Source organism: Bradyrhizobium sp. 139 (genome assembly GCF_023074175.1).
Taxonomy (GTDB): Bacteria; Pseudomonadota; Alphaproteobacteria; order Rhizobiales; family Xanthobacteraceae; genus Bradyrhizobium.
In genome coordinates this window covers 64,436-85,485 of sequence record NZ_JADPKS010000008.1, presented here as the reverse complement: position 1 = coordinate 85,485, position 21,050 = coordinate 64,436, and the positions used below count along the sequence as shown (strand labels likewise).

The 21,050-nt window shown below is 62.7% G+C and carries 21 protein-coding genes; 13 read left to right on the top strand and 8 right to left on the bottom strand.

Annotated elements, in window-relative coordinates:
• The 6 genes from IVA80_RS01380 to IVA80_RS01355 form a co-directional block, all read right to left on the bottom strand.
• Entirely contained in the window at window positions 1-777 is a 777-nt protein-coding gene (locus IVA80_RS01380; RefSeq protein ID WP_247424811.1) for a GntR family transcriptional regulator, read from the bottom strand.
• 4 nt (window positions 778-781) lie between these two features.
• Complete coding sequence (locus IVA80_RS01375) at window positions 782-1,834, bottom strand: ABC transporter ATP-binding protein (RefSeq protein WP_247424807.1); 1,053 nt, start codon at window positions 1,832-1,834, stop codon at window positions 782-784.
• Entirely contained in the window at window positions 1,831-2,670 is an 840-nt protein-coding gene (locus tag IVA80_RS01370; RefSeq protein ID WP_247424804.1) for a carbohydrate ABC transporter permease, read from the bottom strand. The genes IVA80_RS01375 and IVA80_RS01370 overlap by 4 nt, the downstream gene beginning before the upstream one ends.
• Window positions 2,667-3,602, bottom strand: coding sequence for a sugar ABC transporter permease (locus tag IVA80_RS01365; protein WP_247424801.1), 936 nt, complete (start codon window positions 3,600-3,602; stop codon window positions 2,667-2,669). The genes IVA80_RS01370 and IVA80_RS01365 overlap by 4 nt, the downstream gene beginning before the upstream one ends.
• Before the next feature lie 3 nt (window positions 3,603-3,605).
• On the bottom strand, window positions 3,606-5,000 hold the full coding sequence (locus IVA80_RS01360; RefSeq protein WP_247424798.1) for a sugar ABC transporter substrate-binding protein: 1,395 nt from the start codon (window positions 4,998-5,000) through the stop codon (window positions 3,606-3,608).
• Between the two features lie 153 nt (window positions 5,001-5,153).
• Window positions 5,154-5,948 carry a DeoR/GlpR family DNA-binding transcription regulator gene (locus IVA80_RS01355; RefSeq protein ID WP_247424795.1) on the bottom strand — a complete coding sequence of 265 codons (795 nt, stop codon included), beginning with the start codon at window positions 5,946-5,948 and terminating at the stop codon, window positions 5,154-5,156.
• A gap of 257 nt (window positions 5,949-6,205) precedes the next feature.
• Between IVA80_RS01355 and IVA80_RS01350 the strand changes: the two genes are divergently transcribed.
• The 6 genes from IVA80_RS01350 to IVA80_RS01325 are packed head-to-tail and all read left to right on the top strand — an operon-like array spanning window position 6,206 to window position 11,544.
• Entirely contained in the window at window positions 6,206-7,225 is a 1,020-nt protein-coding gene (locus tag IVA80_RS01350) for an ABC transporter ATP-binding protein (RefSeq protein WP_247424793.1), read from the top strand.
• A gap of 48 nt (window positions 7,226-7,273) precedes the next feature.
• Entirely contained in the window at window positions 7,274-8,551 is a 1,278-nt protein-coding gene (locus IVA80_RS01345; RefSeq protein WP_247424790.1) for an ABC transporter substrate-binding protein, read from the top strand.
• 46 nt (window positions 8,552-8,597) lie between these two features.
• Window positions 8,598-9,518, top strand: coding sequence for a sugar ABC transporter permease (locus IVA80_RS01340; protein WP_247424787.1), 921 nt, complete (start codon window positions 8,598-8,600; stop codon window positions 9,516-9,518).
• Complete coding sequence (locus IVA80_RS01335) at window positions 9,515-10,324, top strand: carbohydrate ABC transporter permease (protein ID WP_247424785.1); 810 nt, start codon at window positions 9,515-9,517, stop codon at window positions 10,322-10,324. Before IVA80_RS01340 ends, IVA80_RS01335 begins: the two co-directional genes overlap by 4 nt.
• Window positions 10,324-11,163 carry an endonuclease/exonuclease/phosphatase family protein gene (locus IVA80_RS01330; protein WP_247424782.1) on the top strand — a complete coding sequence of 280 codons (840 nt, stop codon included), beginning with the start codon at window positions 10,324-10,326 and terminating at the stop codon, window positions 11,161-11,163. Before IVA80_RS01335 ends, IVA80_RS01330 begins: the two co-directional genes overlap by 1 nt.
• Window positions 11,164-11,166: 3 nt before the next feature.
• The gene (locus tag IVA80_RS01325; protein WP_247424779.1) at window positions 11,167-11,544 is read left to right on the top strand and encodes an NUDIX hydrolase; all 378 of its coding nucleotides are present in this window, start codon (window positions 11,167-11,169) and stop codon (window positions 11,542-11,544) included.
• Between the two features lie 161 nt (window positions 11,545-11,705).
• On the opposite strand, the gene IVA80_RS01320 is transcribed toward IVA80_RS01325, so the two are convergent.
• Both IVA80_RS01320 and IVA80_RS01315 read right to left on the bottom strand, forming a co-directional pair.
• Window positions 11,706-12,248, bottom strand: a complete 543-nt coding sequence (locus IVA80_RS01320) for an ANTAR domain-containing protein (RefSeq protein ID WP_247424776.1) — start codon at window positions 12,246-12,248, stop codon at window positions 11,706-11,708.
• Window positions 12,249-12,289: 41 nt separating this feature from the next.
• Window positions 12,290-13,465, bottom strand: a complete 1,176-nt coding sequence (locus tag IVA80_RS01315; protein ID WP_247424772.1) for a transporter substrate-binding domain-containing protein — start codon at window positions 13,463-13,465, stop codon at window positions 12,290-12,292.
• A gap of 410 nt (window positions 13,466-13,875) precedes the next feature.
• Between IVA80_RS01315 and IVA80_RS01310 the strand changes: the two genes are divergently transcribed.
• From IVA80_RS01310 to IVA80_RS01280, 7 genes are all read left to right on the top strand, one after another.
• On the top strand, window positions 13,876-15,276 hold the full coding sequence (locus IVA80_RS01310; protein WP_247424770.1) for an amidase: 1,401 nt from the start codon (window positions 13,876-13,878) through the stop codon (window positions 15,274-15,276).
• Between the two features lie 17 nt (window positions 15,277-15,293).
• Entirely contained in the window at window positions 15,294-16,289 is a 996-nt protein-coding gene (locus IVA80_RS01305; RefSeq protein ID WP_247424768.1) for an acetamidase/formamidase family protein, read from the top strand.
• Between the two features lie 58 nt (window positions 16,290-16,347).
• Window positions 16,348-17,562 carry an urea ABC transporter substrate-binding protein gene (locus IVA80_RS01300; RefSeq protein WP_247425465.1) on the top strand — a complete coding sequence of 405 codons (1,215 nt, stop codon included), beginning with the start codon at window positions 16,348-16,350 and terminating at the stop codon, window positions 17,560-17,562.
• Window positions 17,563-17,652: 90 nt separating this feature from the next.
• Complete coding sequence (locus IVA80_RS01295) at window positions 17,653-18,519, top strand: branched-chain amino acid ABC transporter permease (RefSeq protein ID WP_247424766.1); 867 nt, start codon at window positions 17,653-17,655, stop codon at window positions 18,517-18,519.
• Between the two features lie 12 nt (window positions 18,520-18,531).
• Window positions 18,532-19,605 carry a branched-chain amino acid ABC transporter permease gene (locus tag IVA80_RS01290; protein WP_247424764.1) on the top strand — a complete coding sequence of 358 codons (1,074 nt, stop codon included), beginning with the start codon at window positions 18,532-18,534 and terminating at the stop codon, window positions 19,603-19,605.
• Window positions 19,606-19,607: 2 nt separating this feature from the next.
• On the top strand, window positions 19,608-20,327 hold the full coding sequence (locus IVA80_RS01285) for an ABC transporter ATP-binding protein (protein WP_247424762.1): 720 nt from the start codon (window positions 19,608-19,610) through the stop codon (window positions 20,325-20,327).
• The gene (locus IVA80_RS01280) at window positions 20,317-21,042 is read left to right on the top strand and encodes an ABC transporter ATP-binding protein (RefSeq protein ID WP_247424760.1); all 726 of its coding nucleotides are present in this window, start codon (window positions 20,317-20,319) and stop codon (window positions 21,040-21,042) included. The genes IVA80_RS01285 and IVA80_RS01280 overlap by 11 nt, the downstream gene beginning before the upstream one ends.
• Window positions 21,043-21,050 lie beyond the last annotated feature (8 nt).

Below are 21,050 nucleotides of genomic sequence, written 5' to 3'. Positions count from 1 at the left end.
TCAGGAATGGCGGCGCGTCAGGCTAATGCTGAGGCGGAAATAGTTCGGCAAGTAGACTGCGCGCAACAGCTCCAGCGCCCTGCCGTCTTTACCGAAGGTGACGCGCTCAATGGCGAGGAGGGGCGAGCCGACCTTCACGCCGAGCAGTTTTGCGCTGCCGGCGTCGGCGAGATCGGCGCTGATGGTCTGTTGCGCATCCTTGATGGCAAGGCCAAGCTCGTCCTCGAAAACGCGGTACATGATGATCGAGACCAGGTCGCGCTTTTCGAGCTCGAGACCGATGTCCGGCGGATAGAAGGCGTGCTCGATCGCGATCGGCGTGTCGTCTGCGAGCCGCAGACGCTTGAGTTGCCAGACAGCGCGCTCGCGCAGCTGGTCGCGAACGGCGGCATCGTGGCGATTGGTCATGCCTTGCTGCAAAATCCTGGCGCCGGCCTGGTAGCCGGCATCGCGAATGGTCTCCGAAAAGCCCATGAGATGGCCGACCCAGTTCTCGGGCTGGTTGGAGCGCAGGAAGGTGCCGCGGCCGCGCGAACGGGCGAACATGCCCTCGGTCACCAGCGGCGCAATCGCGTTGCGGATGGTGATGCGGCTGACGCCGAAATGGCGGCCGAGTTCGGCTTCGGTCATGAGGCGACCGGTTGCGTCGATCAGCTTGCCGTCGCGAACCTGGCTGCGAATGGATTCGCGGATCTGACTGTGCAGGGGCGTCGCGCCTTCCGCGACGACATCGCTGCCGAGCGGAGCGGGTTTCTTCTTGCGCGTCTGAACAGCCATGATGTCAGAGCCGCATGCGGGTCGTGGGATCGAACAGGTGAATGTCCTGGGGGCGGGCGGTGATCGAGATCGTGTCACCTTCACCGGGAATGTTGCCGTCGGCGACGCGCATCCGGATCATTGTGCCGGCGCAGTCGAGATCGAGCACGGCGGTATCGCCGAGGTCCTCGATCAGGTCGACGCGGGCGCCAAGTCCGCCCTCCACCATGCGCAGGGCGCCGGGGCGAAGGCCGACGACGACGTCGCGTTCACCCGCCATCGTGGTTGCGGTCTTGAGACGGTGGCCGGCAATGATGACGTCGCCATTAACATAGCGGGCGGGAACGAGGTTCATCGGGGGATTGCCGATGAAGCCGGCGATGTCGACCGAGTTCGGGCGAGCGAACACCTCTGCGGGCGTGCCGACCTGCTGGATCTCACCGCTCATGAACACTGCCATGCGGTCCGCCAGCGTCATCGCTTCTTCCTGATCGTGGGTGACGTAGACCGCGGTTACGCCCAGCGAGCGTTGCAGCTTTTTCAGCTCGGCGCGGGTCTCCAGCCGAAGCTTTGCGTCCAGGTTAGAGAGGGGCTCGTCGAGCAGGAACAGGCGCGCCTTACGCACGATGGCGCGGGCCAGCGCGCAGCGTTGCTGCTGGCCACCCGAGAGCTGGCCCGGCCTGCGGTCGAGCAGGTGGTCGATCTTCACTTTTCGCGCCGCGTCCTTCACTGCGGGCGCGATCTGCGCCTTCGGCAGCTTGGCCATCTCTAGAGGGAAAGCGATGTTCTCGGCCACCGTCATATGCGGATAGAGCGCGTAGCTCTGGAACACCATGGCGATGTCGCGGTCGCGCGCGTCGGTCGAGGTGACGTCCTTGTCGTCGATCAGCACGCGGCCGGCGGTCGGCGCGTCGAGACCGGCGAGGATGCGCAGCGTCGTGCTCTTGCCCGAGCCAGATGGACCGAGGAGTGCAAAGAATTCGCCCGGCTTGATCTCGAAATTCACGCCCTTGAGGGCGGCGAACTCGCCATGCATCTTCACGATGTTGCGAAAACTGACCTGACCCTGGCCGCTCATCGGCGTCCTCCACCCTTGACTGCACCGACCGTCAGCCCCTTCACAATATGCTTCTGCGCGACCACGCCAAGCACGACGACAGGCAGCATGGCGAGGACCGAGACCGCTGCGAGCTTGGCCCACAGCGTCTGCTCGACGGAGACGAAATTGAACATGGCGACCGTGACCGGACGCACCGTGTTGCCGCTGAGCACAACGGCGAACAGGAATTCATTCCATGCATTGAGGAACACGAACACGACGGTGACGGCGATGCCGCCGCGCACTTGCGGAATGATGATTCGCCACAAGGTTTTGAGCCGGCTGGCGCCGTCGAGATATGCGGCTTCCTCCATTTCGAAGGGGATGTCCTCGAAATAGGAGACCAGCAGCCAGATCGCGAAGGGCAGGGAGAACGACAGATAGATCAGAATGATGCCCTGATAGGTGTCAATCCAGCCGATGTTCCGCAGCACGAGGAAGTAAGGGATAATGATGCCGACCGGCGGCAGCATCTGCGTCGCCAGTACATAGAAGCCCGCGAATTTCTTGCCGCGGAAGCGCAGACGCGCCAGCGCATAGGCCGCCGGCACCGCCATCAGCATGGTGACGACAGTGGTGCCGACCGAGATGATGACACTGGACAGGAGGTTCGGCAGGATCGATCCGGAGCCGAGCAGCACGTCGCGATAGGCCTCCAGCGTCGGCGAGAAGAACAGCTTCGGCGGATAGGCGAGCACGTCGGAATCGGTCTTGAGCGAATTCAGCACGCTCCAGATGATCGGGAACGCCCAGGCCAGCAGGAAGATCATGGAAATCGCGAGCAGGGCGATGACGCGGAGGCGCTTTGCGGTCATTTTGCCCTCCGCATCGCGAACAGGATGCCGGAGATGATGATGGTCACGATCAGCAGCGCCACCGCGAGTGCCGAGCCGTAGCCGATCGACAACTCGGTGAAGGACTTTCGGTAGGCGTAGAGGTTGAGGATCTCGGTCGCGGTGCCGGGGCCGCCGCCGGTGACGGTGAAGATCGCCGCGAACGCGGTTAGCGCCACCATGGTTCGCATGATGATGACCATCACGATCGCCGGACGAAGCAAGGGCAGGGTAATGCGGCGGAAGCGCTGCCAGGCCGAGGCACGATCGAGCCGAGCGGCCTCATAGATGTCTTCAGGCAGGGAGGCCAGCGAAGCCAGCAGCACCATGAACGCGAACGGCGTCCACTGCCAGGTATGGATCGCGATCACCGAAACCATCGCGAGGGTGGGGTCGCCGAGCCAGTTCTTGCTGCCAAGGCCGGCGTTGATCGCGAGGTAATCGATGATGCCGAACTCCGGTGCCAGCATAAAGGTGCGCCAGATCATGCCGACCACGGCCGGCGACAGCACTACGGGCAGAATCGCGATGATCCTGAACCAGCCCTGACCGCGCTTCATGTCCATGACCAGCAGCGCCAGCGCCAGCCCGATGACGACCTGGAACGCCACGGTGGAGCCGGTGTAGACGAGGCTCACCAGCAGTGACGACCAGAAGCGTTCGTCGGAGAGCAGCACCTGATAGTTCTCGAACCCGACGAAGCCGTTGGTGAACGGCATCGCGAGATCCATCCGGAACGTGCTGGTATAAACCAGAAAGATCAGCGGAAACGTCGTCGTGGCGAGCAGCGCGAGAAACGCCGGAGCAAGCAAGGCTGCTGCAAACCGGCGCTCGCGCTGCTCGAGGACGCGGCCGAAATCGCTGCGAGGCGCATCGCTTGCGATACCGGCCGATGTCACCGCGGACGACGTCATGGCTCAGCCACGCATCATCGGCTCGATGCGGCGTTGCGCATCGTCGAGTGCAGCCTTGATCGTGGCCTGGCCGGAGAGGGCCGACTGGATCGCGGTCGCCATGGTGTCGCCGATCGCCGGCCATTGTGGCACGCGCGGACGCCAGTCGACGTCGGTGTCGTCCTGCAGAGCGCCCATGGTGGCTTCGACGAAATTCTCGCCAAAGCCGTTCATCAGCTTGATGTAATCGGGGTCACGCCAGACCGAGGTGCGGTTGACGCCGGAGCGCTTGGTCGGACCCGCAAAACGATGCGCGGTGCGCGCCTGGGTCTCGGCGCTCGCGGCCCACTGGATGAAAAGCCAGGTCGCCTTTCGCTTCTTCTCCGGCAGCGCGGAATTGATCGGAAAACCCCAGTTCCAGATCGAGGTGGTGCGCTTGCCCGAGGGGCCCTTGGGCCAGCGGGCATAAGCGACCTTGCCGATCACTTTTGACTTCTCGGGATTGTTGACGACGGAAGCCGACGAATGCGCGTCGATGTAGCTCGCGACCGTGCCTTGCGAAAATGCGTCGGCGATATCCGGCCAGTTCCAGTTGGCTGCCGCGGTCGGCGCATACTTCTTCATGATGTCGACGTACCAGGCGAGCGCCGCTTCGGCCTCGGGGCCGTTGACCGTGAGCTTGCCGCCTTTCATCCAGTCGCCGCCGAACTCGCGGAAGATCGACGGATAGATGTACATGTTCTGGCCGGCACCGGCGACGCCGCGCAGTGCTGCGCCCCAGACGCGGTCGTTTGGCGTGTTGAGCGCCGCTGCATTCGACATATAGGCTTCGAGCGTGTCGGCCGGCTTCAGGCCCTTCGCGTCGTAGAGATCCTTGCGATAGACCTGGATGGTGACTTCGCCGTCATAGGGCATCCCGTATAGTTTGCCGCCGATACCATTGGCGCTGCGCCAGGCCGGAATGATGTCGTCGAGCTTGAACCAGGCCTGATCGGTCAGCGACTTGTCGTTGAGATAGGTGTCGAGCGGCTCGACCCATTTGTTCGCGGCGTAAAGTGCATAGTACATGGGGTCCGCGGCGTGGGTCGCGTAGGTGCCGGTCTTCGAGGTGAGGTCGATGACGCTCTTCTGCCGGATCTGCGCCGGCGGAATCTTTTCGAAGCGGACGTCGATGCCGGTCAGCGCCTTGAACTGCGGCGCCAGCGTGATCAGGTTCTCGAAGTAGCTCGCGGGGATCACCGCGACGGTGATCGTTTCGCCGGAAACCTGCTGCCAGTCGATCTGCGCGGATTTGTACGGTGAGAGGTCGACGTCCTGCGCGGATGCGTGCCGCAGAATGCCCGGCCCAAACGTCGCCAGAGCCGCAGCCGCGGTTCCGGTTTTGAGTAGCGTTCGTCGTGTCGGCTTGATTGACGTCATGCTCTCCTCCCAAAATCCGGAATTATCGTCCGGTTAGTTAGGACATTTGCCTAAATGTTATAACATGTCAATCGAGACAAGGTTGTCTCCGGCCGGTTCCGCGCACGCGCGTGAAGAGGATGTTCTTGCAGCGTGCAGGCCTGCGGCCGCCGACTAACTCTGCGAGGCTCCGATGCGCACCGCATCCGATGTATGAATGCGATCGGCATATTTCGCGCTGACCGACGCAAAGGTCGGCGGCAGCGCGCCGTTGGTGAAGAGGTGGTGGCAATCGCCGAGATGGCCGCCGCGCACCGTCGCATTGCGGCCGAACTTCGTGATATCCGCGACCAGCACGACGACGCGTGAATTTGCGGCGATGGATTGTCGGGCCTGAACCTCGTCGCCATGGAAATCCAGCAGCGTGCCGTCCTGATCGATGCCGCCGACGCCGAAGATGCCGTAGTCGGCGCGGTAGCCTGCGAAGAAGCGCGCGGCGGTCTCGCCGACGATGTCGCGATCGAGCGGACGCAGCGTGCCGCCCGCGATCGTGATCTCCACGTCGGGGTTTTGCGCGAACGCCGCGGCCACGTTCAGATTGTTGGTGATGATGCGCAGGTCCTGGCGGCGTGACAGCGCCTGCGCGACATATTCAGGCGTGGTGCCAAGCCCGATCATCAGCGAGGCGCCATCGGGAATGAATTTTGCGGTGGCGTGCGCGATCCGCCGCTTGGCGTCGGCGTTCAGTCCCTGACGGCTGCCATAGGCGAGGTTCTGGTTCTGCACGGGCAGGCTGACGCCGCCGTGGATTCGCCGCAGCAATCCCTGGTCGCACAGCGCATTGACCAGGCGGCGGATGGTCTGCTGCGTGACCTCGAAACGCGTCGCGAGATGCTCGATCGACGCGAATCCTCCCTCGCGCACAATCTCCAGAATGTGGGCTTGACGTTCGCTGGGGCTGCTGAGCATGGGCTCTCCGTACCAACAAAAGTATCATTCGAACGACAGGTGCGCAAATTTCTATTTCATATGCTGTCACGCTATGTTCATATGAACACAATAATCGCTACGACGATGAATATCGCGTGGCCCTGGGGAGAGGAACGGATGGATCGGTCTACGTGGTGTGGCCGACCTTGCGCAGCGTCGCGCAAGCAGGACGCAGCGCGTCTGCATGGCGATGTCTGCACAGCTAACCGATCACCGCAGCTGAAAGCGAACGGGCCATGTCGGCGATCACGCTGAGCCACGTTTCCAAATTCTGGGGAACGATGCGCGCCGTCGACGACGTTAGCCTGACGGCGGACGAGGGATCGTTGCTGGTTCTGCTCGGGCCGTCCGGTTGCGGCAAGTCGACCACGCTGCGCTTGATCGCAGGGCTCGAAGAGGCCGATGCCGGCAGCATCAGCATCGGCGGCGTCGACGTCACCCATCTCTCTCCCGCGCAGCGGAAGATCTCCATGGTCTTTCAGTCCTACGCGCTGTTCCCGCATTTGAGCGTCGCCGAGAACATCGTGTTCGGCCTGCGCGTGCGGCGCGTGTCGCGCGCCGAGCGCGACGAGCGGCTCAAGCGCGTGGCCGACATTGTCGGCCTCAGCCATCTGCTCGAACGAAAACCTTCGCAATTGTCCGGCGGCCAGCGCCAGCGAGTCGCGCTCGGGCGCGCCATCATCGCGGAAGCGCGGGTCTGCCTGATGGACGAGCCGCTGTCGAACCTCGACGCAAAACTGCGCCACGAGATGCGCACCGAAATCCGCGCGCTGCAGCAGCGCCTCGGCATGACCATGGTCTATGTGACCCACGACCAGACCGAAGCCATGACGATGGCTGACCGCGTCGTGCTGATGCGCGACGGCCGCATTGAGCAGAACGGCTCGCCGGAAGAACTCTATAACCGTCCCGCGACGGCGTTCACCGCGCGGTTCATCGGGACGCCGCCGATGAACCTGGTGCGCCGGGGCGACCGGCTCATCGGCATCCGTCCCGAGCACATCCGCATCGTCGCAGGCGGCGATCACGCCGCGCGCGTCAAGGCAATCGAGCATCTCGGCGCCGACAGCATCGTGTGGTGCGAGATCGACGGCCAGCCCATCTCGGTGCGGCTGGATGGTTTCAGCAAGGTTTTGCGGGGCGAGGACATAAGGATCGCCTGGAATGCGGAGCATGAGCACGGGTTCGATTCAACGACCGAAGCCCGGCTGGAAAACATCGTGAAAGAAGGCCGGCTGGCAGCCTCCTCTCCATAGGGCGGCAGCGTCAGAACGGTCGAACGAGGTAACGAAGGAGACGGAAAAATGTTTGCTCGACGAACACTGTTGATGGCGGCCACGTTCGCCGCGTTGTCCTTTGGCGCTGCCCGCCCCGCGGCCGCCGTGGATCTGACAATGTACTATCCGGTCGCGGTCGGCGGCCCCGTCACCAAGATCATCGACGACATGGTCTCGCGCTTCGAGAAGGAGAATGCGGATATCAGGATCACCGCGGTCTATGCCGGCAACTACACGGACACAATGACCAAGGCGATGACCGCCATGAAGGGCGGCCAGCCGCCGCAGCTGTCGGTCCTGCTGTCCACCGACGTCTTCACGCTGATGGACGAAAACGCCATCGTGCCATTCGACGGCCTCGTCAGCGACAAGGCGTGGTTCAAGGAATTCTATCCGGCGTTCATGGCCAACGGCCAGGTCGACGGCAAGACCTGGAGTATCCCGTTCCAGCGCTCGACCATCGTGCTGTACTGGAACAAGGACGCCTTCAAGGTGGCCGGTCTCGATCCGGAGAAGGCGCCGGCGTCCTGGGACGAAATGACCGAAATGTCGAAGAAGCTGATTAAGAAGGACGGCTCCGGCAACATCACGCGCTGGGGCGTCGAGATACCGACGACCGGCTACGGCTACTGGATGCTGCAGGCCCTGGCCATCGAGAACGGCCAGAAGATGATGAACGAGGCCGGCACCGAGGTCTATCTGACCGCGCCGAAGACGGTCGGCGCACTCGACTACTGGGTCGACCTGTCGCGCAAGCACAACGTCATGCCGACAGGCAGCATCGACTGGGCCACGCTGCGCACCGACTTCCTCGAAGGCAAGACGGCAATGATGTGGCACACCACCGGTAACCTCACGGCCGTCAAGGACGCCGCGAAATTCCCGTTCGGCGTCGCCATGCTCCCTGCCAAAGAGCGGCGGGGCTCGCCGACCGGCGGCGGCAGCTTCTACATCTTCAAGAGCGCATCGCCTGAGCAGCAGAAAGCCGCCGTCAAGTTCATCCAGTGGATGACGGCGCCCGAGCGCGCAGCGGAATGGAGCATGAAGACCGGTTACGTTGCCGTCTCGCCGGCGGCCTACAAGACCAAGGCGATGGAGGACTACGCGAAGGGTTTTCCGCAGGCGACCGTCGCGCGTGATCAGCTCGAGCATGCCGTGCCTGAACTGTCCGTCCACGAGAACGGCCGCATTTACAAGTTCGTGAACGATGCCGTTCAGGCTGCGATCACGGGCACGCAGAAGCCGCAGGAAGCGCTGGCCGCCGCGCAGGCGCAGTCCGACCGCGTGCTGCGCGCCGCCAAGTAAGGGAAATGGCGGGTTGGCGGTTCGCCGCCATCCCGCCGGTTCTGGAATGACGGACACCGCAGCCTCATTGCCAATTTCCGAACGCCGCACTCAGTCGCAGGCGTGGTGGAATACTGTGAATGCGTGGCTGCTGCTGTTACCGGCGGCGGTGCTGCTGGTTGCGTTCACGCATTGGCCGATCCTGGCGACGATCCGGCATTCTCTGTTCATCACCAGGCGGAACGGCACCGAGGTCTATGTCGGCCTCGACAGCTACCAAGCCATGGCGGCCGATCCGATCTTCTGGAAGGCGCTGGTCAACAATTTCTGGTTCGCACTCGGCACGATCCCGACCTCGATCACGCTCGCGCTCATCATGGCGATCTGGGTCAATCGCAACATGCGCGGCCGCGGCTTTCTCCGCCTCGCCTATTTCACGCCGACGGTGCTGCCGATGATCGCCGTCGCCAACATCTGGCTGTTCTTCTACACGCCGGATTATGGCGCGCTTGATCAACTGCGTGGACTGTTCGGTCTCGGAGGCTGGAACTGGCTCGGCGATCCTTCGACGGTGATGGGCTGCCTGATCGTGATGGTGATCTGGAAGGAAGCCGGCTTCTTCATGATCTTCTATCTCGCCGCTCTCCAGCAGCTCTCGCCGGATCTCGAAGAGGCCGCGGCGATCGAAGGCGCGAGCCGATGGTACACCTTCCGCCGGATCACGTTCCCGCTGCTGATGCCGACCACGCTGTTCGTGGCGATCAACGCGGTGATCAACTCGTTCAAGCTGGTGGACCATCTGGTCATCATGACCAAGGGCGGTCCGAACAACGCAAGCACGCTGCTGCTCTATTACATCTATGAGGTCGCCTTCACCTTCCAGGATTCCTCCTACGCCGCAACGCTCACGGTGGTGCTTTTGATGCTCCTGAGCGTGATTGCGCTGATCAAGTTCGGCTATCTCGATCGCAGGATCCACTACCAATGAGAGGCCGGACACACCCCGTCGAGGCCGTCGCAGCCTGGCTACTTGCTTTGATCTGGCTTGCTCCATTGGCCTATGCCTTCTGGAGCGCGCTGCACCCGGCCGCCTACGCCACGTCGTTCAGCCTGTCCGCGCCCTGGACGCTGGAGAATTTTGCCCGGGCCTGGAACCAGGCACCGTTCGCCCGGTACTATCTCAACACGGTCGTGCTGGTGACGCTGATCCTGGTCGGCCAACTCATCCTATCGACGCTGGCAGCCTATGCCTTTGCGCGCTTCAGGTTCAAGGGCAGCGGCATCGCTTTCGCCCTCGTTCTGCTCCAGCTGATGATCATGCCGGACGTCCTCATCGTCGAGAACTACCGCGCGATCGCGAGGCTAGGATTGCTCGATACGATCCCTGCCATCGCGCTGCCCTATCTCGCGAGCGCCTTCGGCATCTTCCTCCTGCGGCAGACCTTCAAGAGCGTGCCTCAGGAGTTGGTCGAAGCCGCCCGGGTCGAGGGAGCGGGTCCGCTCGGAATTCTCTGGCGGGTCTATGTCCCGCTGGCCCGTCCGACCTACGTCGCCTTTGGCCTCGTCTCCGTCAGCTATCACTGGAACAACTTCCTGTGGCCGCTGATCGTCACGAATTCGGTGGAAGCGCGGCCGCTCACGGTGGGACTTGCCGTGTTCGGCGCTCCTGAGACCGGCGTGGATTGGTCGGTGATCACAGCGGCGACCGTGATGACGATGGCGCCACTGCTGATCGCTTTTCTGCTGTTCCAACGGCAGTTCGTTCAATCGTTCATGCGGGCAGGTATCAGGTAATGAGACTTCTCACCTGGAACATACAGTGCGGGAAGGGCTGCGACGGTGTGACCGATCTGCGAAGGATCGTTGCAGTCGCCAGGCAGACGCTCGACGCAGACGTGTTCTGCTTCCAGGAGGTGAGCGCCAATTTCTCGAGATTTGGCGATGGAGCGGACCAGAGCGCTGAGCTCGCAGCCCTGCTGCCCGGCTACTCCGCCATATTCCGGCCGGCGATCGAGACGATGGATCGAGAGGGCAACCTCCACCGCTTCGGCAACATGACGCTGTCGCGGTTGCCGGTGTGGCAGATCGCCAATCACCTGCTGCCGTGGCCGGGCGCAGCCGGGGTGCGCAGCATGCGCCGTCACGCTCTGGAGGTGACGGTTCAGGCCTCGTTTGGCGCGATCCGCATCGTCAACACGCATCTCGAGTTTCATTCGGCCGATCAGCGCGAGGCGCAGATCGCGCGCTTGCTGGATCTGCAACAGGACGCGTCGGAGAGCCCAAGGCAGGCCGGCTCACGGCACGATGAGCCATATGGAAGCCAGACTGTTGCTGCGTCGAGCCTGATGTGCGGTGATTTCAATTTCGACGTCGCCGACCCTCAGCATGCGTTGATCGACCGCTCCGGCCGGCCCGGTCTCAACTATCGGGATGCGTGGACCGAAAAGCGGCCTGACCGCTCGCGGACCCCGACGTGCGGAATCTACGACCGCGCGCAATGGGCCGAGGGGCCGGACTGTCGCGACTTCATTTTCGTGACGGAGGATTTGGTCCGTCACGTTCGCAGCATCGACGTCAACGAGACGACCGATGCTTCCGACCACCAACCTCTCGCGATCGAGCTGGCGGACTAGAGAATGGCGAAGTCATCAAAACTTGTCGTCGCAAGGAACGGCAGGGTGCTCTTGGTCAGACGGCGGCGCGACAAGCGCTGGATGTTTCCGGGCGGCCGCAAGCGGGCCGGCGAGAGCGAGAGGAAGTGCCTTCATCGCGAGATCATGGAGGAGCTGCCCAAGCTCAGGCTTGGTGAGTTGAGGCTGTGGAAGGAAGTCAACGGCAAGAACCGCCGGTCCGGCCGAAGGATGAGCGACGCGATCTTTCTGAGCAAGAAGGTCTCAGGTCCATTGAAGATCGGCGACAAGAGGGAGCTCGACCGGGCAGCATGGCGAAAGCCGCGTGGGCTCAAGTTGACCCCAACCTCTCGCTACATTCGTGACAAACTGTTTCCGAAATAAGCCGGATGCCAGGCCGCTCACTAAACGGAGCAGACCAACGCCATCATCGCGCGCTATGCGATGCGGGTGCTGCGTCGCATCTCCACAATGTGCCAATGAAGACAGCAAAGGGGGAGGGCATAGGAAATTGCGGCCTGATCCTCGCCCCGACAGAAAGCAATCTAACCCGTTGCGCGCGGGAGCATGCCTGTTGCCGTAATCTCCGCCGAGAGTTCTTCGATCGTCTTGCGCTGCTCCATCGCGGCTCTGCGGATCAGTGCAAAGGCGGCAGGTTCAGCGAGCGTATGAGAATGCATCACCTGTAGGACGGCGGCAAGCACGACGCGACGTGACCGCAGGCGCTGCTCGAGCTTGAGAATCTGTTGTTTCAATTCGCTTGTGCGTTCGTTGCGCTCGAATGCCATGACGAGCGCAGCGTAGATGCCGGCCGATCGCAACGGCTTGATCAGGAACGAGGCTGGATCGAGTTCGAACACCAGCTTGAGGCGGCTTGGTGTCTCGGTGCCGAGCAGCGCGATGACGGGCGATCGTGCCAAGAACGCGCGTTGCGCCGGTTGCAGCAGGGGCAGGAACTCGTCGTCGATCAGCGACAAATCCGGTGCGTAGTCGATGGGCTCAGCCGGCGTCCATGCAACACCCTCGATACCGAGACGCTCGAACTGGCGCCTCACGATCGAGGCGTCGCGTTCGTCCTTGATGGCCACAAGTGCCTTGCGTCCGCGCAGCGAAAATGAAGACGGTCTGCTCATTTCACAACCCGCAAATGCGGCGCATTCGGCAATGCGCCGCGCGCCGGGGTTTCCCTCGATGGGCTGACCGCAACGTCGAGCTGCGTCAGGTAAGGATCCGGCTTAACGGGCGCATCGGCTTCCCAGAAGATATCAAACTGTCCCTGCGCATTGGACACGGCCAACCGCGGTGTAAGGACGCAGTGGTTGTTGCCGCCGTCGATCCAGACCGGTCCTTGCGGCGAATTGTAGCGATAGCCGGCCGCGGCGCGCCGCACCTCGGCAATGTCGGACGTTCCCGCGCGCTGCAGTGCGCGCGCCAGCAGGTAGACCGCGACATAGGCGGATTGGCCGTCGACGGAGGGACTGCTGTCCTCGCCATGGCGCGCCTTCCAGCGCGCGACGAAGGCGCGGTTCTCCGGCAGGCGGATGCTCTCGAAATAAGCCGACGACGTGATGCAGCCGGCCGATGCCGGTCCGACGATCGCCAGTTCCGGCTCGCACAGGCTACAGCTCAGCATGGGAATCTTCAGCCCCGCAGCCTTGGTGCCGGCGTGAAATGCGCGGATGAAATCGTAGCTCGAGCTTCCGACCAGCGTATTGAACACGATCGGCGGTTTGCGACGAACGATCTCGTCGACAATGTGACCGACGGCGCTTTCGCCGAGCTCGAGCAGCCGCTCGGCGAGGATATGGCCATCTGCCGCGCTGACCAGTTCACGGGTGACGCGATTGGTCTCCCATGTCCACACGTAGTTGGAGCCGACGCAGAAGATTTCCCGCGACAGATTGTCGAGCACATACCGGACCAGCGGCAACACGTTGTGATTGGGCGAGGCGCCGACATAGATCACGTTGTCCGAGCACTCGAAACCTTCATAGCGGGCGGGATACCAGAGCAGGCGATCGGTGCGCTCCACGATCGGAAGCACCTGTTTGCGCGAGGCCGAGGTGTAGCAGCCGATGATGTGCTCCACGCCGACATTGCGGATGAGGTCGTCACAGACCGTATGATATTCGGAGACGATGCCGCGAGGATCACGAATATGGGGTGCGATCGAGAAGTCGAACTCCGTCTGGCTGTTGATCTCGTCGACCGCCATCATCGCGCTCTTGAGGATCTCGCGGCCCATCGCCTGATAGGGCCCGGACTGCGAGCAAATGATGCCAACGGCAACAGACGGCTTGGTCATTGAGGGCTTTCGATCGCGCAACGCGAAGATGAAATCATCATCGCCGGTGACAGCGCAAGTGGCTTGCCGTTTTGCTGCGCAGCACACTCGAAATTTAGGCAGTCAGCATCGTTGACAATGCGATGGGCAGTTACTTAGACTTTTATCCTACAGGGCTACCTGTCGAACCTCGCGTGCGCCGATCTGGCCGATGACGTCCAGTTCCTTGCACTAAGTGCTTCGTTCGATCACGGACCCTGAAGCGACAGATCATAGCTGCGGCATTTGAGCCATTCGTCGCCTCATTCGGGAGGGACGGGTGGCTTTTTTCGTTTGCCGTCGAGGAAGCTGGCGATGCGCCCGTGTCGCCAGAACGGTGACGCATGCGCGAGGATGGTGGTGCGTCACGTCGAGTGTGAGGATGAGGAACGATGGCCGCAACAGATCTCCACTATCTCGGACTCGCCGAAGTCGGACAGAAGATCCAGGCGAAGGAGCTGTCGCCGGTGGAAGTCACCAAAGCGATGCTCGGGCGCATCGAGAAGCTCGACGGCAAGCTCAAGAGCTATGCGCATGTGATGACGGAGTCCGCGCTTGAAGATGCTGCCGCGGCCGAGAAGGAGATCGCATCCGGCAAGATCAGAGGGCCGCTGCACGGCGTGCCGGTGGCGGTCAAGGATCTTTGCTGGGCCAAGGGCGCGCCGGCAGCGCATGGCATGACCATCCATCGCGATTTCCGTCCGACGGAGGATGCAACGGTGGTCGCGCGGCTCAAGGACGCCGGCGCAATCATTCTCGGCAAGCTGCAGCAGACCGAGGGGGCCTACGCCGATCATCATCCGAAGATCGACCCGCCGAAGAACCCCTGGAATGCGGATCTGTGGCCCGGCGCATCCTCGAGCGGCTCCGGTGTCGCAACCGCGGCAGGACTCTGTTTCGGATCGCTCGGCACCGATACGGGCGGGTCGATCCGCTTTCCGTCCGCAGCCAATGGTGTCACCGGACTTAAGCCGACCTGGGGCCGCGTCAGCCGCTACGGTGCATTCGAGCTCGCGGCGACGCTGGACCACATCGGCCCGATGGCGCGCAGCGCGGTCGATTGCGGTGCCATCCTCGGCGTAACCGCGGGGCAGGATTCCAAGGACACAACGTCGGTGCCGCTGCCCGTGCCCGACTATCTTGCCGGTCTGTCCGGCAATCTCCGGGACGTCACGATCGGTGTCGACCGGCGGTGGACCGGCGAGGGCACCGACGATGCCGCCGCCAAGGTGCTGACTGAAGGTCTCCGTGTAGCGGCCGACCTCGGCGCGAAGATCAAGGAGATCACGTTCCCTGATCCCAAGGCGGTCATCGACGACTGGTTCCCGCTATGCGGTATCGAGGTCGCCGTTGCGCACGAAGACACCTATCCGGCGCGCAAGGACGAGTACGGCCCGGCGCTCGCGGGCCTGCTCGATCTCGGCCGGCAGCAATCCGGCATGGATTATCAGAAGATCGTGCTTCGCCGCGAGGCATTTCGCGGCGCAGTGCGTTTGCTGTTCGAGACGGTCGACCTCATCGCGGTTCCGGCCCAGGCGTTCGCCGCTCCCACGCTCGCAAAGATGGCCGCGCTCGGCGAGGACGCCTCGCTGATCGGGGGCTTGCTCCGGTTCACGTGCCCGTTCGATATGACGGGAAGCCCGACCGTGACATTGCCCGGCGGGTTCACCGCGAATGGTGGTCCGGTCGGCTTCCAGTTCGTCGGCCGTCATTTCGACGAGGCCGGCCTCGTTCGCGCAGGCGATGCGTTCCAGCGCGTCACCGACTGGCACAAGCGTCATCCCGGGATCTGAGCTGAGGAGCCGATCACATGTCCGAAGACTGGTTGAAGACATCCATCATGGCCAGGCGCGCGGTCGCAAAAGGCGCGACCGGCGCAACCCATAGCCTGACGATCGAGCAGCAGGGCGGCTTCCACTACGTCTACGGTCCCTACGCCAAGCCGACCCTGTCTATGGATCCGGGCGGCGTGGTCGTCGTGGAGACCGAAGACGCGTTCGGCGGGGTGCTCACCAGCGAGAGCGACAGCCCGACTGCCAAGCTGAATTTCCCCTACCTCAATCCGCAATGCGGACCGATCGCGGTCAAGGGCGCCAAGAAGGGCGATTGTCTCGCGATCTACATCCGCGACGTCGAGACGCGAGGTGATCAGCCGGCCGGCACGACCTGCATCATTCCCGAGTTCGGCGGACTGGTCGGAACTGGTTCGACGGCACTGCTCAATCCGCCACTGCCGGAACGCGTGAAGAAGCTGCATGTCGACAGGAACGGCGTGCGCTGGAACGACAAGATTACGCTGCCCTACGAGCCGTTCATCGGCACCATCGGCGTCTCCCCGGAGATCGAGGCGATCTCCTCGCTGCAGCCGGACTATCACGGCGGCAACATGGACCTGCCCGATGTCGCGCCCGGCGCGATCATCTACTTCCCGGTGCATACCGAAGGCGGGATGCTTTATGTCGGCGACTGCCACGCGACGCAGGGCGACGGCGAGCTGTCCGGCGTCGCGCTGGAGCAGCGCGCGACCGTCACGCTCCAGGTCGACTTGATCAAGAACTGGAGCTTCGCCTGGCCGCGCCTCGAGACCAAGGACTTCATCATGACGATCGGCAGCGCGCGCCCGCTCGAGGATGCGGCGCGCATCGCCTATCGCGAGCTCGTGCGGTGGATGAGCGCCGATTACGGCTTCGATGAGATCGACGCTTACATGTTGCTCAGCCAGGCCGGCCGCATGCGCCTCGGCAACATGGTCGACCCCAAATACACGATGGGGGCATCTATCCTGAAGAATTACCTCAAGCCATGACATCAAACCGCTTTCACGAACAGGGGATATCACGATGAATTCGCGACGCAAGTTTGGGATGGTTCTGCTCGGTGCCATGCTCGCTACGGCGGCGGTGTCCGTTGTCCAGGCGGCCGAACCGCCGTTGAAAGTGGGTCTGCTCGAGGACGTTTCCGGCGACCTCGCCTTCATGGGCATGCCGAAGCTGCACGGCTCTCAGCTGGCGGTCGAGGAGATCAACAAGAGCGGCGGCATCCTGGGGCGGCAGATCGAGCTGATCCATCTCGATCCGCAAGGCGACAATGCACGCTATCAGGAATTCGGCCGGCGCCTGCTCAATCGCGACAAGGTCGACGTGCTCATCGGCGGCATCACCTCGGCCTCCCGCGAGGCGCTGCGTCCGATCGTCGATCGTACCTCGACGCCGTATTTCTACACGAACCAGTACGAAGGCGGCGTTTGCGACGCCAGCATGATCAGCATGGGTGCGGTGCCCGAGCAGCAGTTCTCGACGCTGATTCCCTGGATGGTCGAGAAATTCGGCAAGAAGGTCTATGTGATCGCCGCCGACTACAATTTCGGTCAGATCTCGGCCGAGTGGAACCGCAAGATCATGAAGGATCTCGGCGGCGAGGTCGTCGGTGAGGAGTTCATCCCGCTCGGCGTGTCCCAATTCGCGCAGACGATCCAGAATATCCAGAAGGCGAAGCCGGACTGGTTGCTGACGATCAATGTCGGCGCGGCCCAGGATTCGTTCTTCGAGCAGGCGGCTGCCGCCAATCTCAATCTGCCGATGGGATCTTCGATCAAGGTTATGCTCGGCTTCGAGCACAAGCGGTTCAAGCCGCCGGCGCTCAACAACATGCACGCGACCGCGAACTGGTTCGAGGAGATCGACACGCCCGAGGCCACGGAGTTCAAGAAACGCTGGCACGCGAAATTCCCCGACGAGCTCTACATCAACGACATGGGCTACAATGCCTATAACGCGCTCTACATGTACAAGGCGCTGGTCGAGAAGGCGAAGTCGATCAAGCTCGAGGACATGCGCAAGGTGATCGCGACGGGCGATGCCTGCATCGACGCTCCCGAAGGCAAGGTCTGCATCGATCCGAAGAGCCAGCACACCTCACACCGCATGCGCCTGATCTCGGTCGGGCCGAAGCACGAGGTGAAGGTCGAGAAGGACTATGGGACGATCCAGCCTTACTGGCTTGGCGAGATTGGTTGCGACCTCACCAAGAAGAACGACAAGGATCAGTACACACCGAGCCATCTCCCCAAGAAATCCTGACTCGGGCACGGATCTTGCTCGTGTTGAGCACGACGATTTCAAAGCAAGCCGGCGCCGTGACGATGCGGCGCCGCCACCGAGGGGATCGAGATGTCGGCTGAATTGTTTTCGTTGTTCTATCAGTTCGCCGACGTCTTCGCGTTCCTCATTCTTTCGGCCGCGGGCCTCGCCATCGTGTTCGGCATGATGGGCGTCATCAACATGGCGCATGGCGAGTTCATCATGTGCGGTGCCTATGTCACGGTTGGGCTCGTGAATCTGGGGGTGCCGCTCGCGGTCGCCCAGATCCTGGCCGCACTGACGGCGGGGTTCATCGGTATCCTCGTCGAGTTCCTGGTGGTGCGGCGCTTCTACAAGCGGCCGCTGGATTCCCTGCTCGCGACGTGGGGGCTCAGCCTGATCGTGACGCAATCGATGCTCTTGATCGTCGGTTCTGCCGTGCGGGGCATCGGGACGCCGGAGGGAAGCTTCGCCATTGGCGGTTATACATTCTCGACCTACCGTCTGGTGCTTTTCGGATGCGCTGTGGCAGTGCTGGCCGGCCTCTACACCATCTTCATGAAGACGCGATTCGGCGTGATCGCCCGCGCGACGATGCAGAATGCCGCGATGGCGAAGGCACTGGGCGCGCGCACCGGCCGCATCTATGCGATCAGCTTCGGGATCGGCACCGGCCTCGCCGGGCTCTGCGGGGCACTCTACGCGCCGACCATGACGCTGATCCCGACCATGGGCGCGACCTTCGTGGTCGAAAGCTTCGTGACGGTGGTGATCGGAGGGGCGAACGTGCTGCTCGGAACGGCGCCGGCCGCCGTGTTCCTGGCGATGATCCGGATGGCATTGAACGCAAGCTACGGCCAGATCATCGGACAAATCGGCATGCTTGTGGCCGTCATCCTGATCATTCGGGTGCTGCCCGAGGGGCTCTCCAGCGTTCTGGTTCGTCGTGGCCGCTAAAGGGAGATTGTGATGTTCAAGCTGCTGGAAGGGCCGCAGACGCTCGGACGCGGCAAGATCTTCTGGTCCTGCTTCCTGACGGTGCTGGCGGGTGCGCCGGCCTATCCGCTGTTCGCCGATTCCTATGATGTCGGCAATTTTGCCTACTTTCTGATCTGGATATTCATGGCGCTCGGCCTCTGCCTGATGTGGGGCTATGGCGGCATGCTGTCGTTCGGGCAGACGCTCTTCTTCGGTATCGCCGGCTATGGTTACGGCGTGCTAGCGATCAACATGGGGGGCGGTACCGCAACGATCGCCGCGCTCGCGCTTTCGGTCGTCCTCGCGATGATCGCGGCCGGCATCCTCGGCTACTTCATGATCTGGGGCGGAATCAATGGTATCTTCTTCGGCATTGTGACCTTGTCCGCAACCCTGGTGCTGGCCTTCTTCCTCGGGCAGACCGCAGGACCGGAATGGCACATCGGCCCGGCGCGGCTGAACGGTTTCAACGGCATGAAGGGCATGGACCCGCTGACCGTGGGTGACTTCTATATCGAAGGGTCGGCGCTTTATTACGTCATGATCGCGCTGATCGTGATCGTCTATCTCGCGCTGCGCATGTTGGTGAATTCGGGCATCGGCAACGTCATCGTCGCGACGCGGGAAAACCCGCAGCGCGCCGAGATGCTGGGCTATGATGTCCGCAAATATCAGTTGCTTACCTTCGTGATCGGCAGCGGCCTCGCGGGCCTCAGCGGCGCGCTGTACACGTCCTGGGGACAGTTCATCACGCCGTCCAGCATCGGCTTGCCGGCCGCCGCGATGCCCATCGTATGGGTGGCCTTCTCCGGCCGGAGCGATTTGACGGCGACCCTCGTCGGATCGTTCCTGCTGCTGTTCGGCTTTCAGACCATCACGGTCTACAGCCAGCAGGCGGCGCTGGTGCTGATGGGCGCGCTACTCCTCGCCACGGTGATGCTGGCGCCGCAGGGGTTTGTGCTCGGCATCGGAAAGTTCGCCGCCGACTGGTGGAGCGGACGCCGCCGGCGTGGCGCCGGCGCCGTCATGATGGAGGCTGGTCGCTTGCGGTCCGAAGAGTCCTGATCATGGCGCTGGTCGAAGTCAAAGGTGTATCGAAGCGCTTCGGCGGACTGACCGCTGTCTCCGGCGTCGATCTCGCGGTCGAGGCCGGAGAGGTCCACTGCCTGATCGGCCCTAACGGCGCCGGCAAGAGCACGCTGTTCAAGCTGATCGTCGGTCTCTACCCGCCGACCGAGGGCAGCATCTGGTTCGATACCGTCGACATCACGGCCGAGCGTCCCTACGCGCGCGTGCAGCGGGGCATGAGCATCAAGATGCAGGCTCCGAGCGTGTTCAAGGAATTGCCGGTCCGGCAGAACATCCAGACTGCGCTTCAGGAGCGATTGTCCGGCGCGGCACGCATCGCCGAGGAAGATCGTCTGCTCACGCTACTCAACCTCGGGCCGGACAGCGAGAAGCTCGCGGGCGCGCTGTCGCATGGCCAACAACAATGGCTCGAGATCGGGATGGCGCTCGCGCTGAAACCGCAGCTCCTGCTGCTGGACGAGCCGACTGCCGGGATGTCGCCGGAGGAAACCTTCAGGACCGGCGAGCTGATCAAGTCGTTCAATGCCGAAGGCATGACGGTGCTTGTCGTCGAGCACGACATGGCCTTCGTTCGTCAGGTAGCCCAGCGCGTCACGGTGCTGCATCTCGGCAAGATATTTGCGCGCGGCAATCTTGAGAGCATATTGCAGGACGAGAAGGTCGCGGAAATCTATCTCGGTAAGACCCATGCTCACTAAGCCCAATCCCACCGACCGGATTCTGGACGTATCGGAATTGTGGGCCGGGTACGCCGCGACGCCGATCCTGCAGGGTGTCACCATGTCAGTCTCGCGTGGCGAGATCGTCGGCGTGATTGGCCGCAACGGTGTCGGCAAATCGACCCTGATGCGATGCCTGATCGGCCTGCTGCAGACGTGGCGTGGCACGATCAGATTCATGGAGCAGGACGTCACGGTACTGGATGCCGACGCGCGGGCGAGGGCGGGCTTCGGCTACATCCCGCAGGGTCGCGATGTCTTTCCGCAGATGACCGTCGAAGAAAACCTGCAGGTCGGCGAATTGATCGGCGGTCCCGGCGGCAAGAAGCTGCCAGAGCTTGTCTACGAGTACTTTCCGCGGCTGAAGGAACGCCGCCGGCAGGCCGCGGGCACCATGTCGGGCGGCGAGCAGCAGCAGCTCGCTATCGGACGCGCGTTGATCGGAAATCCATCCCTGATGATCCTGGACGAGCCGTCCGAGGGCATCCAGCCCTCGATCGTCCAGCACATCTGTGAGGCGCTCAGGTCCTTCCGGAACGAGCTCGGAACCACGATCATCTTCGTCGAGCAGAACCTCGACACGATCCTGGCGATCGCCGAGCGCTGCTACATCATGGAGAAGGGCAAGATTACGCAGTCACTGGCGGGCGGCGAGGTCAACGAGGACAACGTCCGCGAGCAGCTCCTGCTCTGAACGGCCGC

Bases quoted from the DNA above. Each gene is read 5' to 3' on its own strand.
- IVA80_RS01290 (WP_247424764.1), top strand. From the start codon at position 18,532: ATGTTCAAGCTGCTGGAAGGGCCGCAGACGCTCGGACGCGGCAAGATC.
- IVA80_RS01285 (WP_247424762.1), top strand. From the start codon at position 19,608: ATGGCGCTGGTCGAAGTCAAAGGTGTATCGAAGCGCTTCGGCGGACTG.
- IVA80_RS01350 (WP_247424793.1), top strand. From the start codon at position 6,206: ATGTCGGCGATCACGCTGAGCCACGTTTCCAAATTCTGGGGAACGATG.
- IVA80_RS01380 (WP_247424811.1), bottom strand. From the start codon at position 777: ATGGCTGTTCAGACGCGCAAGAAGAAACCCGCTCCGCTCGGCAGCGAT.
- IVA80_RS01310 (WP_247424770.1), top strand. From the start codon at position 13,876: ATGGCCGCAACAGATCTCCACTATCTCGGACTCGCCGAAGTCGGACAG.
- IVA80_RS01345 (WP_247424790.1), top strand. From the start codon at position 7,274: ATGTTTGCTCGACGAACACTGTTGATGGCGGCCACGTTCGCCGCGTTG.
- IVA80_RS01365 (WP_247424801.1), bottom strand. From the start codon at position 3,602: ATGACGTCGTCCGCGGTGACATCGGCCGGTATCGCAAGCGATGCGCCT.
- IVA80_RS01315 (WP_247424772.1), bottom strand. From the start codon at position 13,465: ATGACCAAGCCGTCTGTTGCCGTTGGCATCATTTGCTCGCAGTCCGGG.
- IVA80_RS01335 (WP_247424785.1), top strand. From the start codon at position 9,515: ATGAGAGGCCGGACACACCCCGTCGAGGCCGTCGCAGCCTGGCTACTT.
- IVA80_RS01355 (WP_247424795.1), bottom strand. From the start codon at position 5,948: ATGCTCAGCAGCCCCAGCGAACGTCAAGCCCACATTCTGGAGATTGTG.
- IVA80_RS01295 (WP_247424766.1), top strand. From the start codon at position 17,653: ATGTCGGCTGAATTGTTTTCGTTGTTCTATCAGTTCGCCGACGTCTTC.
- IVA80_RS01360 (WP_247424798.1), bottom strand. From the start codon at position 5,000: ATGACGTCAATCAAGCCGACACGACGAACGCTACTCAAAACCGGAACC.
- IVA80_RS01375 (WP_247424807.1), bottom strand. From the start codon at position 1,834: ATGAGCGGCCAGGGTCAGGTCAGTTTTCGCAACATCGTGAAGATGCAT.
- IVA80_RS01340 (WP_247424787.1), top strand. From the start codon at position 8,598: ATGACGGACACCGCAGCCTCATTGCCAATTTCCGAACGCCGCACTCAG.
- IVA80_RS01305 (WP_247424768.1), top strand. From the start codon at position 15,294: ATGTCCGAAGACTGGTTGAAGACATCCATCATGGCCAGGCGCGCGGTC.
- IVA80_RS01300 (WP_247425465.1), top strand. From the start codon at position 16,348: ATGGTTCTGCTCGGTGCCATGCTCGCTACGGCGGCGGTGTCCGTTGTC.
- IVA80_RS01280 (WP_247424760.1), top strand. From the start codon at position 20,317: ATGCTCACTAAGCCCAATCCCACCGACCGGATTCTGGACGTATCGGAA.
- IVA80_RS01325 (WP_247424779.1), top strand. From the start codon at position 11,167: ATGGCGAAGTCATCAAAACTTGTCGTCGCAAGGAACGGCAGGGTGCTC.
- IVA80_RS01330 (WP_247424782.1), top strand. From the start codon at position 10,324: ATGAGACTTCTCACCTGGAACATACAGTGCGGGAAGGGCTGCGACGGT.
- IVA80_RS01370 (WP_247424804.1), bottom strand. From the start codon at position 2,670: ATGACCGCAAAGCGCCTCCGCGTCATCGCCCTGCTCGCGATTTCCATG.